This window comes from Agrobacterium vitis, from assembly GCF_037039395.1.
In the GTDB taxonomy this organism is placed as follows: Bacteria; Pseudomonadota; Alphaproteobacteria; order Rhizobiales; family Rhizobiaceae; genus Allorhizobium; species Allorhizobium vitis_E.
The window spans coordinates 419,154-436,657 of record NZ_CP146241.1 but is presented as its reverse complement, the minus strand read 5'-3'; the positions used below and the strand labels follow the sequence as shown (position 1 = coordinate 436,657).

The following is a 17,504-nucleotide window of genomic DNA, read 5'->3' as shown; positions in this document are numbered from 1 at the left end:
TGCGACGCGCCACTTCCTTCAAGATGGCTCTTGTTGCATATGATAACCGATATCGAAAAGGGACCAACATAATTGCCTCGTGACAATGAACTTGATGAGCAGGTCGATACCAGTCTTGCGGATAATACATACCGCAGCGTGCTGGCGGACATTCTTGCCGCCAGACTTGTCGGCGGATCGGTCGTGCAACAACGCAGACTGGCTGTGCAGCACTCGGTTTCACGGTCGCCAATGCGCCATGCACTGGGGAGACTGGAAGGCGAGGGGCTCCTTGTTCGCGACGAAAAGGGAGTTCTGTCTGTTCGGGTGATCAGCCTCAAAGACTATCTCGACAGCTTGGCGATGCGCGCCCTTCTTGAGCCGCCAGCCGCTGTCCAGGCGGCTCTGCACGGTCGTCGAGATCGCGTTGAATCGCTCTTCGACATGCTCGACGCAATCGAAGCAAATGCCGATCCTGACCCTGAGATCGTATGGCAATTCGATGATGTACTGCACGGTTACATCGCTACTGAGAGCGGAAATCCATTTATGTCCGCCGCCATTGCGGAGATGCGGCGCTACACGACCATTTTCGAAAGGCAGATGGCCGTGGTTCGCGCGAAGCCCGGCGTCCGCGAGCACCGCGCAATACTCGAAGCCCTTTCCAAAGGCGACGGCGATGCAGCCCGGCTGGCGATGATCGATCATCTCGAGGTGGTCAGGCAAGGCGTTCTCTCAAATTACTGAATGATCGAAACATCGCGCTTGCATCACCAAAATTCCTTTGTATAAAAGTGGGATCCCATATGAATGCACGCCTGGGACCCAACGATAACAAAACTCCAGAGGATAAAATGCTCCATTCTCACATCAAGCGCTGCATTCTTGCGGCATCCGTTCTTTCACCAACGCCTGATGGCCTTGACCAGGGATCGCAATGCGCCCCAAAAGCACGTCTGGCGGGCCGAGATCATCCTGCTGAGTGCCGATGGCGTCGGGACTGTCGAGATTATGCGCCAGACCGGCAAATCGAAGACCTGCGTATGGCGCTGGCAAGAGCGCTTCGCCACAGAAGGCGTCGAGGGTCTCCTGCGCGACAAGACGCGGCCGTCGCGTATTGTGCGGCTCGGACCCGATGTCGCCGAGCGTGTGGTGGCCCTGACGCTGGCTGATCCGCCGGGCGAGACGACGCACTGGACGGCCGACATGATGGCGACGGCCGCCGGCATCAGCGCCAGCGCAGTCAGGCGTATCTGGAAAGCGCATGGCCTCGCACCTCATCGGTGGCGGCAGTTCAAATTGTCCAACGACCCGAAATTCGTCGACAAGCTGCGAGACGTTGTCGGCCTCTATGTTGATCCGCCAGCCCACGCCGTCGTGTTGTCGGTCGATGAGAAAAGCCAAATCCAGGCGCTCGACCGCACCCAGCCGGGCCTGCCGATGAAGAAGGGTCGGCTCGGCACCATGACCCACGACTACAAGCGGCACGGCACAACCACGCTGTTTGCCGCCCTCAACGTGCTCGACGGCACCGTCATCGGCCGCAACATGCAGCGTCATCGTCATCAGGAGTTCATCCGCTTCCTCAACGCCATTAACGCCCAGGTGCCGGACGACAAGGCCGTCCACGTCATCCTCGACAACTATGCTGCCCACAAGCATCCCAAGGTGAGAGCCTGGCTCGACCGTCACGAGCGTTTCACCTTCCACTTCACTCCGACTTCAAGCTCATGGCTCAACGCGGTGGAGGGTTTCTTCGCCAGGCTGTCGAAGCGGCGTCTGAAACGCGGCGTTTTCCATTCCGTCGTCGATCTCCAGGCCGCCATCAACCGTTTCCTCGTTGAGCACAACAAAAAGCCAAGGCCCTTCACTTGGACCGCCGATCCCGACAAAATCATCGCCGCCGTTAAACGCGGGCACCAAGCGTTAGATTCCATCCACTAGGTCTACGGCCCGACTACAATTACGCATGACAAGCCTTATTTATTTCTCATGCTAACAGGGTCATTCCTGTATGCCAAAATCACAACCTCTCGGATAACGTGCCCTCGAATGGTGGCCTCGCCAACAAGTTTTCCGAACCCGCCAAGAATCTTCGCGTATTAGGCAGTGTGGACGGATTTGATCAAGATGAAGCCTGCGGCGATTGCGACGATGGAGGAGAAATTTTGTTTGGTCTTCTCGCATCGTAGCGCGACGCGCTTGAAGCGCTTGAGTTTTCCGACTGCTTGCTCGATGCGGGCGCGACCTTTGTAGAGCGCTTTGGGAAAGAACGTCGGCTTTGATTTTGCCGTTGAACGATAAGGAATGACGGGAACCGCGCCCCGTCTTCTTGCGGCCTGCCGGTTAGCCTTGCTGTCATAGCCCTTGTCGCCCATGGCGGCGCGGGGATCTACATCGGGGCCAAGGCCAAGCAGGATTGGAAAGTGCGGAGCGTCACCTTTCTCGCCCCCGGTCAGATCAAAGGCGATGGGATGTCCGTCGAAATCGGTCTTCAGGTGGATTTTGGTCGAGAAGCCGCCTCGCGAGCGGCCAAGCGCTTGGCCATATTGCCCCCTTTTGCTCCCGCTGCCGAAACATGCGCGCGCACCACGGTGCTGTCGAACATCTGAACTAGATCGGCCGACGTGCTCAGGCTGGCAAGGTGCTCGAAGAAAATCTCAAAAACACCCGCCTTGCTCAATCGGGAAAAGCGCTTCCAGACACTGTTCCAATGTCCATAGCGCTCCGGCAGACCGCGCCAGGTGATATTGTTGACGGAGAAATAGTGCAGGGCCTCCAAAAACAGCCGGTCATCTCGACCCTTGTCGCCCCGCCGTGGAAGCGAGACGCGGAAAACCTCAAGTGCGTGCCGCCCAGTCCGCCTCTGTCATCTTCGTCAGCATCGCCGATCTCCTCTGAAACCGGCAACCCATGAATCATTCAAATACTGATTTGGGAATCTGGAGGGTTATTTGAGGTCGCATGGGACAGCGCGGCGGGTTCGGGCGGCCTCATGTAAGCCGGATTGAACTAAGACGCGGGTTGTTCGACGCTGCTATGGGGAATTGAGAAGCGGCCCTATGTCGGCGGAGCCGGAACCATGCCGTCCCGATTGCTCCGAGGGTGTCGCTGATCTTGAGAATGGACATTCGGGAGCGTTTTGCCGGAGACCTTGCAGACCTGTGGGCCAAATGTACCGGGATCTGAAGCGGTTCGATCTTGCGGGGGTCGAGCGATATCGATCGCCGGCACAGCGCTGGACGAGTGGGAATATGCTGTGATGTTTGCGGTTGTCTGACATCATGAAGTATCGCACCAGAAGGATGATGGCCGAGGCGGTGGTACAGGGGCAACGGTGACGCCAGTTCGACGCATGGGGCGCTGACAATCGGGGCATTCGAAGGAATGGGCCTGCTGAGATTTTGTCGAATGGGATCGCTCGCCTGTCGGTGATGGTTGGCCGAGGAGGCTTCTGCAGAGAGCGATACGATCGCGCCGATGACAATTGGCGAGGAAGCCAAAGTGGCGCATGCGGTGGAAGCCATCCGGAAGCACATGAAGGAGAAAGCGCCGGATGAACTCGTGGGGATGAAGCCACATAATCTTCTCACGGTCGCGACCGTCTCCACGATAATCCTTCCATCTGAAGGCGACATGGTCGTCATCGACATGGACGATGCGGCTGTTTGCGATGGCAACACGATGGGTGTAGCGGCCAAGATAGGCAAGTACCGATCGGCAATTGATCCACCTTGTTCTGTCTGGTGAGAGGCCTCCGCCCGGTACGACGCAGTGGACATGGGGATGGTGGGTCATCGCCTGGCCCCAGGTGTGAAGTACGCCGGTGACGCCGATCTCTGCGCCTAGCCACTTGGGGTTAGTTGCGATGGTCTGCAGGGTCTCGGCCGAGATCTGCATCAACAATGCATAGACGACCGCCTTGTTCTGGAAGGCGATGTCAGCGACATCACGTGGTAGCGTGAAGACCACATGGAAATAGGGGACCGGCAAGAGATCGGCGATGCGTGCGTCGACCCAATCCTTGCGAGCGGCTCCCTGACACTTTGGGCAGTGGCGATTACGACATGAGTTATAGGAGATGCGGGTTCTGCCGCACTGATCGCAAGCATCGACATGACCCCCGAGCCTGGGTGTCCGGCAGGCTTCTATTGCTCCCATGACGCGTCGTTCGCTGCGGCCAAGATGACCGGCGTTCTCTCGTCTGTAAGATCCCCCATGCCACCGAAAGATGTCGGCGACTTCGAAGGCGGGACGCAACCGGCTACCCTTCCGGCGGAGTCACCTCCAATCGCAAACGGTCAAGGGGACTGGCGGTCGACCTGATGGTGTCAGTGGACACCTGTGCATAATGCGCAGTGCTGGATAGATGGGCATGGCCAAGCAAGACCTGAATGATCCGGATATCGGTGCCATTCTCCAGAAGGTGCGTTGCAAAGGAATGCCGCAACGTATGGACGGTAACCCGCTTTGAAAGGCCAGTAGCGGCAACTGCTGATCGACAGGCGGCGTTCAAAACTGTCGGTTCGATTGGCCTGTCGGCATCGCGCCCTGGAAAAAGGAACCCGGTGGGTCGCGATAGGCGCCAATAACTGCGTAAAATGCCCAGCAGTTCGTTTGACAGCATCACGTATCGCGCCTTGGCACCTTTGCCATGACGAACATGGATCACCATCCGGGAACTATCGATATCCTCGATCTTCAGACCACAGACCTCGCCGACCCTGAGGCCAGCAGCATAAGCTGTGGTCAGCGCTACCCGCGCCTTCAGACTGGAGACGGCTTCAAGGAATTGCACCACCTCGTCTGCCGATAGAATAACGGGGAGCTTGCGTGGTTCGCGCGCATACGGGATCCGATCGGGGACATCGTCTTGGCCAAGCGTGATGCCATAGAAGAATCGAAGAGCACACACGATCTGAATTAAAGATGCCCATGATATCCCCGTTGAGACAAGGTGAACCTGGAACGTGTGAATGTCCCCAAGATCAAGTCGATCAGGTGATCGGGCGAAATAGCGGCTGAACTTCCGGACTGCACTGATGTAGGATCTTTGGGTCGCCGGGGACAAATTGCGGACTGTCATGTCCTCAATCATTCGGCGGCGAAGAGGGCTTATCTCAGCCATCGGGGCCTCCTGTCTGAAGGGTGGGTTGCAACACAACCATCCTCTCAGTCAGGGCGCTCTCGTCAAAGCCCGCCACGAATCGCCGCGATCAGCGGCTTAGTTCAATCGCAGAAATTAAACATGCGGCAATCCGTCCACACCGCCTAAGTCCGGTTGCCGGGCTGAAGATGCAAGATTACGAACGGCCGATCGACTGGCAAACCTCGTCGCCGTGTTCTGCATTATGAGCTGGCGAGTGCTCTGGTTGACAATGCTTGCGCGCACTGCGCCCGAAACACCGCCAACTGCTGCTCTCACCGAGCAGGAAATTGAAATTCTCGATCAAACGGTCAGCAACGCAGGTAACCGAGGTGTGGGTAATTGCAGGCTTCCTCGGATGCTTACCACGGATGCACGGATGCACGGATGCACGGATGCACGGATGCACGGATGTGACATCCGTATATATCCTGTCAACCAAACAATTCTCAACACCGCGATGTTGAAGAAAAAACAAACAGTCCGCGACATCGACGACATGTGTCGATTTGGAGTTGGATAAGAATTTACGACGCGCACGATATCTATGAAACGTGGGTCCGCACGTTTTAATGCTCGAGAGCTAACTGGACACCTCTAAAAACCTCCCCATTTTCCGCGTTTCATGATTCAATCCGGCCAGTGTGATTTTCTGGGAGCGGATGATGCGTGGGCAACCGGGCTTTTGGGATTTGGATGATCGTTACGAACGGCTGAGTGCCGTCGGCGATCCGCTGGAGAAGCTCAACAGCATCATTCCATGGGCGATATTTGAAAAACCTTTAGCGAAGGCGCTGAAGCGGTCCGACGGATCGAAGGGTGGACGTCCACCATTTCCGTCGGTTCTGATGTTTAAAATCCTGGTGCTGCAAGCGCTTTATAATCTCTCCGACGACCAAGCGGAGTTTGTTATCCAGGACCGGCTGTCGTTTATGCGTTTCCTTGGCCTTTCCCTTTCGCAGAAGGTGCCGGATGCCAAGACGATCTGGCTGTTCCGAGAGAGTTTGGTGCGTGCAGGTGCCATTGATAATCTGTTTGCCCGTTTCGACAAGCATCTCTCACGTTCCGGATATCTGGCCAAAGGCGGGCAGATCGTTGACGCCACGATCATCCAGGCTCCCAAGCAACATAACAGCCAGGACGAGAAAGACGCGATCAAGGCCGGCGAAATCCCTGAGGACTGGAAGGATAAACCCGCCAGGCTGGCCCAGAAGGACCGCGACGCGCGATGGACAGTGAAGTATTCCAAGGCGAAACGGCCAACGGAGACGCCGACGTCGACGACGACTGGCCAGCACGATATTGCCATTCCAATGTTTGGTTACAAAAACCATGCAGGCATCGACCGAGCCCATGGCTTTATCCGGGGATGGACGGTGACGAGTGCGAGCGCCCATGACGGAGCCCAGCTTCGAAACGTAGTGACCAAAGACAATACCGCGTCGACGGTCTGGGCCGATACGGCCTATCGCTCCAAGACCAACGAGGAATGGTTGCAGGACAATGGCCTAAAGTCCGACATCCATCAGAAGAAGCCAAAGGGCAAACCCATGCCGGAGGCGATGTCGCGCGCCAACGGCCGTCGTTCGAAGGTCCGCTCCGCCATCGAACATGTCTTTGCGCGGCAGAAGGACAAGATGAAGCTCTTCGTGCGCACCATCGGAATCAGCGTATGCGGCGTCCACGCCCCATTGATTTTTCAGTTGCAGCGGCTTGATAGTTTTGCCTGGGGGCCGGATGTGAGCTCACCGATGAGTATCTGACGAGCTCATTGTGAGGCCTTGATGCGGGTGGCATAGGCCCAAGGCATCAGGGCATCGATGTCTTTCACGAGGTGGCCGTTTGCGAGGCGGGTGAAGAGGTCGCAAAGATAGGCGTAAGGTTCAACGCCGTTCATTTTGCAAGTGCCGATAAGACTGGCAAACCGAGCCCAATTGCGGCCCCCTTCATCGTGCCCCGCAAAGAGCGCATTGCGGCGGTTCATGGCCGGGCGGCGGATCGCGTTTTCCACCAGGTTGGAGTCGATATCGACATGGCCATCGTCCAGGAACAGCCGGAATCCGTCCTGTCGCGTCAGCATATAGGCCAGGGCTTTTCCGAGGTCAGATTTGCGTGAGACGCGCGCGGCCTGGGCTGCCAGCCAGGTGAAGAACTCCTCCACCAGCGGGAGGGACAGGTCCTGTCGAACTGCCCGGCGATGTTCGGGGTCTGAGCCTCGGATACTGTCTTCGATCTTGTAGAGCGCGGCGATCCGCACCAACGCCTCGTCGACGATGGGCGATCCGCTCTTTGGCGTGGCCTTGATCAGCTTTCTGCGCCCGTGTGCCCAACAGAAAGCCAACTTCAGCGGAGCGCCGCCGATACGATCGGACGTAGCGAGATGAGAGTAACCGCCGTAGGCATCCACTTGGATTGTGCCGTTGAACCCGTCAAGGATCTCAGCGGCATATTCTCCTTTACGCCCGGGCCGATAATGGAACACCACACCTGACGGAGCAGAACCATTCCAGCCGCGGTCGTCACGCAGCACGGCCCAGAGATAGCCGGTCTTTGTCTTGCCTCGCCCAGGATCCAGCACCGGGGCGGTCGTTTCGTCGACATAGAGGCGCGTGCTTTCCCACAGCAGCCGTTTGGCCATGTGGTCGACCACCGGTGCGATTTCGCTACCCGTGCGCCCCATCCAATCGGCCAGCACCGTGCGGTCGATTGGCACGCCGTGTCGCGCCATGACCTCGGCCTGACGGTTGAGGGGCATGTGTTCGGAATGCTTGGAGACGGCAATCTCCGCCAGAAGGGCCTCCGTCGGCCAGCTCCCTTCCAGAAGATGCGCCGGCGCTCTGGCCTGGACGACGCCGGTTCGACCCTTGGGGCATGCGTATTTCGGGCGGATCGTGACGATCACCTCGTAGCGCGCCGGGATCCGGTCGAGCCGTTCCGTCCGGTCCTCGCCGATCCGGACCATGTTGCCGCAACCGCAGGGACAAACGATGCTATCGGGCTCGATCACGCGCTCGACCCGCGGCAGGTGTTCGGGCAGTGCACGGGCCTTGCGCTCCTTGCGAGAAACGGCCTTGTCCGGATCGCCAACCTCTCCAGAATTGCCAGCCTTTTCGGGATCATCTGCGCTGGCTTCGATCTTCTTCTCGACGGCGGCGATCCGCGCCTGTGTTTCGGCAATCGCCGTTTCAAGGTCTTCCAGTGCCAGTTCCATCTGCGCCGGATCGAGCTTTTCCGATTTTGGCCCGAACTTCGTGCGCCTGTAGTCGTGAACCTGCCCCTCAAGCTTCTCGATCAGTTCCTTCAGCTCAGTGATGAACGCGTCCTTTTCGGCAACGACCGCCTGCTCATGCTGGCGTGCCGCACGCTCGACCGACAGTTCGAACTGCATCGCCGCAAAGGCTTTGACTACCTCTGGCGGAAGGTCCGGAAACAGGCTGAGATCAATAGGTTGCGACATGCCGCTTTATAGCAAAGCAGCTCAAAAAATCCAAATAAAACAATAGAAAGACGGCCGAACAATCATCCTGCCGCCGACGGCGCGGTCACCCGTTGCGCCATCACCCGCCGCCAGTCAAGACCTTCGAACAAAGCCTCATATTGACCCCTGGAAAGACGCATCGTCCCATCCTGAACCTTGGGCCAGGCAAAGCTTCCATGTTCAAGAATTTTGTAAGTTAGCACCATTCCTGTGCCATCCCACACCAGGATCTTCAGACGATCCCCGCGCTTCGACCGGAAGATCACCGTCACCCCGGAATGCGGGTCCAGCTTCAACTCGGTCTGCACCATCAAAGCCAGCGCCTGATGCCCACAGCGGAAGTCAACCGGACGGGTTGCGATCAGGATCGGCAGTCGTTGGCCCGCGACGATCATGACGCTCCTCGCACAGCGTGAACCAGAGCGGCGACCCGTTCAACGGGCACATTATTAGGAACCCGCATCACAACGTCTGAGCCAATCTCCAACGTCAAAACCTGCACACTCGGCCCGTCGGAGGCCAGCTTCGGCAGCGGCAAACGATTGACAGGCTCAGGCGGCTCCGCAGCGATTGCCAGAGGAACAAATGACGGCTCGACACCATCGTGCTCCGACGGCGTCGTTGCCGCCGCAAACGGCAGCACCAGAATGCCGTCACGCACTTGACGTCGCCAATCGGAAAGCTGGTTTGCTATAACGCCGTGACGGCGCGCGACATCCACAACACGAACACCAGGCTCAAAGCTTTCCGCCACGATCCGCGCCTTCACATCATCCGGCCAACGCCGGTTACCGCGGCGCGGCTCGACAACTTCGTAGCGACCAACAAATCCATCATCTGCCATGCAAATCTCCAGATAAAACTGGAAACCTTCTCGCATACGCAGCAAGCCTCAAAATACACCCAATCCAATGGGGCGGAGACCGCGCTTACGATAAAACAGAACTGCGAATGTGATGGCGAATTTTATGTTCAAAAAGCCAACGAACAACGCCTCTCTGGTGATAATCCAATAAATCAAATTGACGACCATCAAGAGGGTGCTCGGAAATGTTGGCCCAGCAGTAATCGTGAACAGGCGCAAAAGATCTTCAAGGCTTTGGGATGGATCCCAAACATCAACCGCAGTTCTGATGGTCAAGGGACCAAAATAAGCAATCGCAACAAGGCCGGCGTAGGGATCGACTGGAAAGGCTGATGTGCAAATCAAACTCCCGATGGCAATGACCGCAATTAAAATTGAAAACTTGCCGGCAAAATTCTTTTGGACGGCTTCTTTTGTCTCTGTATGAGCAATCCAGTGCAGACCTTTTGCCACATCCTCATGATCCTGCTTATAGTAACTCGTCTGCGCCCCAAATCGATTTCCGAGTTGGTAAATCTCAAACTCGGCATAGATGAGAGCGTTGCGACGTGACAGACTAACTTGACATTCAACAATCTCTGACTTTTCGAGGCTCGACAGCCTCAACGCCCTTAAACGCTTGGAATAATATAAATCGTACAGATTTTTCCAATTGTGCATTAGGACTTGCCAGAGGATGCAGATAACTGCTTTCCAGGATATATTGCTCACACCTTTGAAAGCTGTCCGTCGGAAACCTGAATCTGCCAGGGCGGAAATGCCGAACAAAATCGTTGGAAGAATACCAAGGAAGCGCTGCAGGATGATGAAGCGCGCAAGCCTTTCATCCGCCCAGGGAAAATCCAATATCGCGATTGCCATGAGCTGATTTTGCAATCTGATCGGTCCCGAACGGAACACAGCAATGACTGCTCCGAGGAAAACGGAAACAGTATCGGGGACGATAACACCGAGTTGCATCACCAGCATCCAAATCCAGAAGATTATTCTCTCCCAGATCCCCATTTGGACGCCTTCACGCCAACGCATTTCCTGTCTTTTTATACAGGAAATATTGGCATTCAGATAAGTCGCAGCGACATTCGGCAGGTAGGGCAGCTTTGTGATGCGATCCAGAACCGTGTCGCGCTCTACCCGGTTCCAGGCAACCAACATGGCGCGTTGCGGGGGCGACATATTGTTCAGAATGGATTTCCACTCATCCATCACCTTCCGGTTTTGTCCCGTTTCCTGCACCTTAAGGTCACTGCTACCAGCTTCAGGATCTACACGGTCAACCAATCTGACCACGGTTTTTTCGGGAGGATACGTCTTGGTGACGATGTCGATTGCATCTTTCAGATTGCTCGGAAATTCATCAGCCCCCCCCTATCACAGAAGCAAGCACGCTTTTCCGGCTTGGCTCATCGCCTGCCAAACTGTAGCCACTGATGACCTCTAGTTCTTGGCCAGGATCAGCTTCTACGGTTATGTATGAATAGCTTCCGCCGCACATCCATGACTTTGTCAGTCTCTGAACCCAGGGCTTATGCAGCAGACTGGCTTGCTTTCCCAGGAGTACTTGATCAGCGAGAGCACTCTCAGAGGCATTCGTCCTGCAAAAAAACTGACTTCAATGCCGAATAGCAGTGATATGAAGCGATTTTTCAATATGAAATTATACTTACATATTTCCGAGGATGTCAGAGAAGAGAAGCGTTGCACAGCTTGTTTAGTTATCAAAAAAATATGACAATGGGCACATATAAAAACAATCGGATCGATCCAGATCTTAATGCGGTGGAGTTTGAAAATAAGGCCAGACCTCTTAAATTCAACGAGTGTCACTTCGTTTGGCCCACAAAACGCGTGCGTGGTTAAAGTCTTCATCGACTTTTGCACGTAACGCCAAACCGCCCAGCAACCGTACCTAATTCCAAATCCATTGGCTCTCTGAAGTCAAAATGGGCGGGCGAAATTGGTGACCGGACGGCGTGACAGATATGAGCTGTATCACTGTAACCGCACCAATCATCACAATCACAAACCCCACATGTTGAAAATTGGAACTGAGCCAAAATTTAGGTGGGGCTCCCCATGATATAAACTCTCCCTGGCAGACTATAAAAGTCAGATGTTATCGCAAAATTTGTCTTTCTCTGTGTGAACTCAAGAAATTAATGAGCCGCTGTTTCTGTCATGTCCGGGACTGGCTACGCGCCAACCACTACGCAAAGCGGCTCAAAGCGCTACGTTTCAAAACACCGTACGAGTCATCCGCCAACTCAACGATAAAAAGCCAGAAATCTTCATTCAAAACCTAAGCTGTGAAATGTTGGGACTAAACACATAGAGGACCCAAACAGTGTAGCCTCTAGCTCAATCTGACAATTGGATTAGACTCATTTTTCAATCCACGTTGATGCAGTTTAATTTTTCTAAATATGCCAATGGCCTAAATGATGTCGAGTGCCAGCTTCATGGTGAGACGTATTATGGAGAATCATATGGGAGATGAATGATTTAAAATTTCAAATATATAACATATATGGAAACAGTAACGTAATATTATTCGACAGAATAACGTTACAAACACTCTCTAAAGAAAGACACAGTTGACATATATTAAATTACGACAGACATTTTTCATTTAAAATTTCAACGGAAATATGGTTATCAACCATTTATTTAGCATAACACACGTAAGAGCGTCGCACGTCATCCGGACCGTTGATTAAGCAGAACGCGGACATGAGCCCCAGGCAATGATCGGATAACTGACTAGGTCATCCAACCGAAACTCCCGGTCCTGGACTTCTTCTTCATCTTCATCTTCATCTTCATCTTCTCCTCCGTCGGTGTAGTTGCCACCTCTCGCAAAGAAGTCGTAAGATACGCCATTGATCTCATCAGCCCCAGAGCGTACAAATATGTTGCTTAGCATGATGGCGAGGAAAAAAGCGTTTTTATGTGGGCCGTCATAGTAATTGACCAGGCCCCCTTGGTCAGTTCCATCTTGCAGCAGGCGGTTCAACCGCCGCGGATCTAACAGCCACGGGGGTATGGCCGTTGCCGCAGCGCCGAAGTTGCTTGAACTAGAGGGTAGAAGGCGGTTCATAGCGCATCTTTGAGCAGTCGCTTGATCAGCATACACGTAAGTCAAAGATTGATCGGTCATTATGTATTCATCGTCAGATTGACCGGGAGTACGTATCGAAGCGTTGAAGTAGCAGACTGATCCTACAGTGGTCCGGAAATCGTTACGGGCCTGCTCCAAGCGAAGTGAGAGTTCCTGAGCATTCAGAATTTGAGTCAGGTCACGAACCGCCCATCTAGGTACCGCCATAGTAAGGTACTAAATGCCTTGAGATAGCACTACGGTTCATGCTCGAATTTATAGAAGCGCTGACGCCCTAGTTAGTTGGCAATTCGTAAAGATAACGGAGCCGTATATCTTTCCTATGGTACTATAGCAATCATCTCCCTATTTTCACGCATCGCCGCCTTAATTGACAATGGCTCAGCGGACTTTAGATTCTTGTGGGACCAGGTGTCATCGATGATTTGTCAATTTTCGGTGACAGAGCCGGTAGTGTGTCGGGTTTTATTGAAAGCGTCAGCACCGCCCGTTGAAAAGGTTTAAATCAAACTTGCCACGATGTGAACAGATTCGGCCGCCCCTAGTAAAGTCAAAAATGTGCAGCGATTACTCCAATCAGCGAAAATCAAGGAGTGATTGGGACTATTCAAAGGAATGACAAACAATTTCAATAATTGCGCACAGGATTATTAATATATATATATATTAATAACGAGAGCTATGTGACTTAAGGCGGTCATTAGTATTACCATTCCTGAAGTGCGATGGCGAATTATATCGGAAAAGATCTGTCGACCTACGATCTGATCAGCGCCACTCAGACCTTCATTGAACTACATGGAGAAGCCGAGATTTTGCCTACTGGCGAAACGATGCGAACGTCTGGTGCCTTGATCTACATGTATGGGGACAGCGACCTTACACGCCGAATCTATGACGGGGCCCTCTATCTCCCTTCGAAGAAGGAGGATACCTTTCTTTCGTTCGAGCCAGAGCAGATTAAACAAAGCAGGTTCGCTTACACCCACTACGTAGCGCTCTTTCCAAGCGAATGCTTTCTCCTGATGAATCAGAATGGCCTCTATGCGAGATGCCATGAGACGGATGTTCTCTACCCCATTGTTGCTTATGGCACTCTCTAAAAAAGTTATCCATTGGATAATCTGCATGAAAAAAGTTTCTTCAAATAAGCGATTGTTACGCCTATAATTAATAAAAGGAACTGAGTGTACGATATATTTGCCTATTTTAAAATACAGTCTTTCTATAGTGTTTTGGATGTCCCAATTATAAATACAATTATAAATTAAATCTCAGTTGGATTACAAATACATGTTTCTCGCTCACAAATTAATACTAAATATCAAATTTTTTAATTAGATCATAAACCAATTCTAATATTATATTTGACGTCGGTCAATATGCCCTTCGTATTTTAATAAACGCCGATTTAGAATCGAAGAATTACATTTTGATATATCCTATCAGTCAAAACTTACTCATTAGCTTTTCGACCAAAAGAGACGGCTGTCGCGTAGAAGACTAACCGGTTCAAACTTGCTGGCGTATAATCCGCATTCAGGAATCTTTGTAGCCACACTGCACTCAATACGGGCTCAGTGGTAACGCTCATTGACGACATGTCCCTATGCGTAGAGCGCTAAAATACAAAATTCTACTGCCGAGCCCCGTTAGAAACGGGGGGATTACCGAATGATTGTTCTGCAGCACGAAAACAGAATATTACACATGCATTGCCGGAACGCAAAATATCTCGGAGCCTCTTCGACCCTCTTGGTGGGTTGGGGTCATGGTGAAAAGGACATAATGTCTGAAATGACGGTCCGCTACGATCTGAATCATAATTTTTCGTGACCACTAATTTAGATTACGAAAATATTGATCTATGCTTAGCTAAGACTCTTTAAAAAATTTTTAATTTGAATATTTCAATGATATTCCCAACCTAACGTTATAATATCAGGTTTCTGGGCCTGTACTACTATATCCCATTTATTAACCCACTTCAATATATTTGTATTATTTATGTTGAACATAAACCGAATTCCAAATTATTGATATGAAAGGAATTAGGTAACCAGAATATTTAATTAAATAGAATTACTGATACAAAATGCCCTCACGGAATAGTTTAAAAAGAAAGTTACATGCTCGTATTGAAATACCATATTACTATGACGAGTAACTTCATTGGGGTACAGTTCCAAAAGCCACGATTGGGTAATCCACGGCTGGGCCAGAGCGGCTCCACTTCACGAATTCACCCTCCACAGGTACGAACAAGTCGCTTTTGTATATTGCCGCGTAGTGCGTGAAGCCATTTCCTCTTGCGAACCCTGCCGGCAGTTGATCGGGATAAGTCTGAGAAAGGCCGACCAGTTCCTCGTTCTTTATCACCAAAGTGCCGTTGTGCTCGTTGAGATCATTCTGGAGCGTTCTCGGGCCGTAGATGAAATATAACGAACCAGATTGGATGATTGTCTCACCCCCCCATAGGAAAGTGGAACCATAAGTCTCCATCACCAGAATAGCCTGCTGCCTGAGCGTATCTTGAATTTTATTTTTCCCATAACCGCGCAGATCTACCCAAATAAACGACATTTGTTCTCGTGCTGAACCCAAGGCGAAATGGGACTTAAATAGCTTCAAAGGTGGTTCGAGTGGGAAGAGGATTTACCGATTTTTCTTAAATTATTAAATTTATTGTCCACCGTCCGATCAAATAAAGCATTTTGCTAGCCTAAATACGTAAGCACTTATACCAGTCGTCGGTAAGACTGACTCTCTTGGGGATTCCCAACGACGGACGAATCTGAATCTCTGGGGCAAACTGGAGGTTTGCGAAGGGTTCAGCGCTTTCATTGCGGTCGGACTTCGACGGGGTCAGGTTGCGGCGGCTAGCTCGTCAAACACGCGATGCCGATCAGGCGCGGCGGCTTCTTTCGCTCGCATCGATCTATGACGGCGGTTCACGCGCCGATGCCGCTCGGCTCGGCAGTGTGACAGTTCAGATCGTGCGCGACTGGGTGGTCCGCTTCAATGCTCGCGGCCCCGACGGATTGATCAACGGCAAGGCTCCGGGAAAGCCTTCTCTCCTGAACGACGAACAGCGATCGGCCTTGGCGAAAGCCATCGAGCGCGGACCGACACCCTATCTGGATGGCGTCGTTCGGTGGCGTCTGTGTGATCTTGCCCAATGGATTTGGGAAGAGTTCCGCATCTCGGTGAGTGAGGAGACCCTGGGTCGCGAAGGGCGGGCCATGGGCTATCGCAAGCTCTCGGCTCGCCCCCCCGGCCCTTCGCCTGGCTCGAGTTTGCACAAAGAATCTCGATGTTTAGCTCGCAAAGCGCACGCCCGAACTGGGTAATGCCCTGGCCACCCTTGGCGTCCTTCTTGGCCACGCGGAACACCGAATGCTTGTCGGAATAAAAGGCAATCGGCGCCCCATGATCCTTCAGATAGAGCTCCAGTGCCTCGAAATAGCTGAACGCACTCTCGGATCGCACAAACCGCAATTGCATCAGCTTGCCCGTCGCATCGTCAATGAACACCAGAAGCGAACAGGGGTCGCCCCGATCCTCGAACCAAGGATGCTCCGATCCATCGATTTGCACCAGTTCGCCATAGGCCTGGCGACGCAAGCGTGGCTGATGAAATGTCCGCCGCTGTTTGCGCGACAGCCAGATGCCAGCACTTGACATCCACTTGCGCAACGTCTCGCGCGACACACGCAATCCATCACGTTCGGCCAGCATCTCGCAAGCCAGGGTCGGACCAAAATCTGCGTAACACTCACGCACAAACGTCACCGCGTAGTCCCGAACACCGGAACTGATCCGGTTGTTCGACGGTCGCCCAATTGCCTTGTGGCGGATCGAAGCCGCACCCGTCGTCTGGATTCTGTCCAGCAGCCGATGCACCTGGCGCGTGCTCAAGCCCAGCACATGCGCCGCCGCCACCAACGTCATCCGCCCATCGACAACCTTCGACAAAACCTCGATCCGCTGAAGATCGCGTTCGCTCATCGCTATCAATCCCATCTGCAATCTCCCACACGTCAATCAGACCCGGGGAGTGTGACATTCCAACTTTGCAGAAACAGGACACTTTAACTTTGCGGCTACAATCACAAACCCCACATGTTGAAAATTGGAACTGAGCCAAAATTTAGGTGGGGCTCCCCCTGATACTAATTTCCTCTGACAGACGCTAAAAGTCAGACGTTATCGCAAATTTGTCTTTCTCCGTGTGAACTTAAGAAATTAAGGAGCCGCTGTTTTTGACTTTTGCGATCCGCTAGCGACTAGAGCTCCTGTAGCGCTTCTATAAATAGGGCAAAAGCCTCCAACAACTTTATCAAATCCTAAAATTTTTCTTTCATCTATCATTTCCCCGATCAAAATGAGTATCCTCATCATCGGCTCTGGCAACGTTGGGAACGCACTTGCCGCTGATCTAAGTTACCGACGCAAATCGGTCTCGATATGGGCTGCCCCCTCCCACCTGGGATATAGTACCCAGATTGCCGAACATGGGTTGAAAGCAATGGGGGAAATCGAGGGCACCTATCGTCCTATCGTGATGAGAGAGCTTGCATATGCAGTTTCAACAGCAAAATACATCATGGTCACCATCCCGTCACTTAACGTTGCTCGTGAAGAACTGATCGAACAACTGAAGGTCCTTGACCTTAAACAGAAGATCCTGATCTGGATCCCCGGAAATGCTGCCAGTTTGAGCCTGGAAAAGCTTGAGACTCTTGCCAGTCTAGAAACAACCACGTCGCCCTACGGATGCAGAATGGTGGATGATGCAATCTACGTGAAGGCCATCAAGAAGCAGTTGGACACCTCGATTTACCGGTCGCAGTTGGCAAGATGGTGCCGTGGATGTATTTCCGCGATGAACTCGCGCGGATGATCGCCCATTTTTTGT

General features: G+C 52.8%; 15 protein-coding genes and 2 pseudogenes. 6 read left to right on the top strand and 11 right to left on the bottom strand.

What is annotated here, in order from left to right; translation table 11 throughout:
• Positions 1 to 72: 72 nt before the first annotated feature.
• Positions 73 to 726, top strand: a complete 654-nt coding sequence (locus V6582_RS01985) for a GntR family transcriptional regulator (RefSeq protein ID WP_156634925.1) — start codon at positions 73 to 75, stop codon at positions 724 to 726.
• 168 nt (positions 727 to 894) lie between these two features.
• The gene (locus V6582_RS01980; protein ID WP_156634926.1) at positions 895 to 1,923 is read left to right on the top strand and encodes an IS630 family transposase; all 1,029 of its coding nucleotides are present in this window, start codon (positions 895 to 897) and stop codon (positions 1,921 to 1,923) included.
• Positions 1,924 to 2,081: 158 nt separating this feature from the next.
• On the opposite strand, the pseudogene V6582_RS01975 reads toward V6582_RS01980, so the two are convergent.
• The 4 genes and pseudogenes from V6582_RS01975 to V6582_RS01960 form a co-directional block, all read right to left on the bottom strand.
• Positions 2,082 to 2,501 (bottom strand): annotated as a pseudogene (locus tag V6582_RS01975) (transposase); the annotation flags it as partial.
• Positions 2,474 to 2,761 carry a transposase gene (locus V6582_RS01970; RefSeq protein ID WP_234889923.1) on the bottom strand — a complete coding sequence of 96 codons (288 nt, stop codon included), beginning with the start codon at positions 2,759 to 2,761 and terminating at the stop codon, positions 2,474 to 2,476. The gene V6582_RS01970 and the pseudogene V6582_RS01975, both read right to left, overlap by 28 nt.
• Before the next feature lie 500 nt (positions 2,762 to 3,261).
• Positions 3,262 to 4,239, bottom strand: a complete 978-nt coding sequence (locus V6582_RS01965) for an IS91 family transposase (protein ID WP_156634944.1) — start codon at positions 4,237 to 4,239, stop codon at positions 3,262 to 3,264.
• Between the two features lie 4 nt (positions 4,240 to 4,243).
• On the bottom strand, positions 4,244 to 5,107 hold the full coding sequence (locus tag V6582_RS01960; RefSeq protein WP_349508852.1) for a tyrosine-type recombinase/integrase: 864 nt from the start codon (positions 5,105 to 5,107) through the stop codon (positions 4,244 to 4,246).
• Between the two features lie 683 nt (positions 5,108 to 5,790).
• On the opposite strand from V6582_RS01960, the gene V6582_RS01955 reads away from it, so the two are divergent.
• Complete coding sequence (locus V6582_RS01955) at positions 5,791 to 6,888, top strand: IS5 family transposase (protein ID WP_432706303.1); 1,098 nt, start codon at positions 5,791 to 5,793, stop codon at positions 6,886 to 6,888.
• Between the two features lie 5 nt (positions 6,889 to 6,893).
• On the opposite strand, the gene tnpC is transcribed toward V6582_RS01955, so the two are convergent.
• The 5 genes from tnpC to V6582_RS01930 form a co-directional block, all read right to left on the bottom strand.
• Positions 6,894 to 8,582, bottom strand: a complete 1,689-nt coding sequence (gene tnpC / locus V6582_RS01950; protein WP_060718544.1) for an IS66 family transposase — start codon at positions 8,580 to 8,582, stop codon at positions 6,894 to 6,896.
• Positions 8,583 to 8,644: 62 nt separating this feature from the next.
• A complete protein-coding gene (gene tnpB, locus V6582_RS01945) occupies positions 8,645 to 8,998 on the bottom strand; it encodes an IS66 family insertion sequence element accessory protein TnpB (protein WP_010975401.1) in 354 nt (117 codons plus the stop codon).
• Positions 8,995 to 9,447: an IS66-like element accessory protein TnpA gene (gene tnpA, locus V6582_RS01940; RefSeq protein WP_060718545.1), complete on the bottom strand. Its 453-nt coding sequence runs from the start codon at positions 9,445 to 9,447 to the stop codon at positions 8,995 to 8,997. Before tnpA ends, tnpB begins: the two co-directional genes overlap by 4 nt.
• A gap of 48 nt (positions 9,448 to 9,495) precedes the next feature.
• A complete protein-coding gene (locus V6582_RS01935) occupies positions 9,496 to 10,758 on the bottom strand; it encodes a C protein (RefSeq protein WP_156634896.1) in 1,263 nt (420 codons plus the stop codon).
• 1,423 nt (positions 10,759 to 12,181) lie between these two features.
• On the bottom strand, positions 12,182 to 12,793 hold the full coding sequence (locus V6582_RS01930) for a RolB family protein (protein ID WP_156634895.1): 612 nt from the start codon (positions 12,791 to 12,793) through the stop codon (positions 12,182 to 12,184).
• 518 nt (positions 12,794 to 13,311) lie between these two features.
• Between V6582_RS01930 and V6582_RS01925 the strand changes: the two genes are divergently transcribed.
• Positions 13,312 to 13,689 (top strand): hypothetical protein, encoded by a 378-nt coding sequence (locus V6582_RS01925; protein WP_156634894.1) that lies wholly within the window; start codon positions 13,312 to 13,314, stop codon positions 13,687 to 13,689.
• 1,066 nt (positions 13,690 to 14,755) lie between these two features.
• Here V6582_RS01925 and V6582_RS01920 read toward each other — a convergent pair.
• Positions 14,756 to 15,169 (bottom strand): hypothetical protein, encoded by a 414-nt coding sequence (locus tag V6582_RS01920; protein ID WP_156634893.1) that lies wholly within the window; start codon positions 15,167 to 15,169, stop codon positions 14,756 to 14,758.
• A gap of 398 nt (positions 15,170 to 15,567) precedes the next feature.
• On the opposite strand from V6582_RS01920, the gene V6582_RS27500 reads away from it, so the two are divergent.
• Entirely contained in the window at positions 15,568 to 15,936 is a 369-nt protein-coding gene (locus V6582_RS27500) for a helix-turn-helix domain-containing protein (protein ID WP_420360238.1), read from the top strand.
• Here the strand turns inward: V6582_RS27500 and V6582_RS01915 are convergent.
• Positions 15,860 to 16,609 (bottom strand): annotated as a pseudogene (locus V6582_RS01915) (ISNCY family transposase); the annotation flags it as partial. The gene V6582_RS27500 and the pseudogene V6582_RS01915 sit on opposite strands and share 77 nt — an antisense overlap.
• A 361-nt stretch (positions 16,610 to 16,970) precedes the next feature.
• On the opposite strand from V6582_RS01915, the gene V6582_RS01910 reads away from it, so the two are divergent.
• Complete coding sequence (locus tag V6582_RS01910) at positions 16,971 to 17,489, top strand: hypothetical protein (RefSeq protein ID WP_156634892.1); 519 nt, start codon at positions 16,971 to 16,973, stop codon at positions 17,487 to 17,489.
• Positions 17,490 to 17,504: the final 15 nt, after the last annotated feature.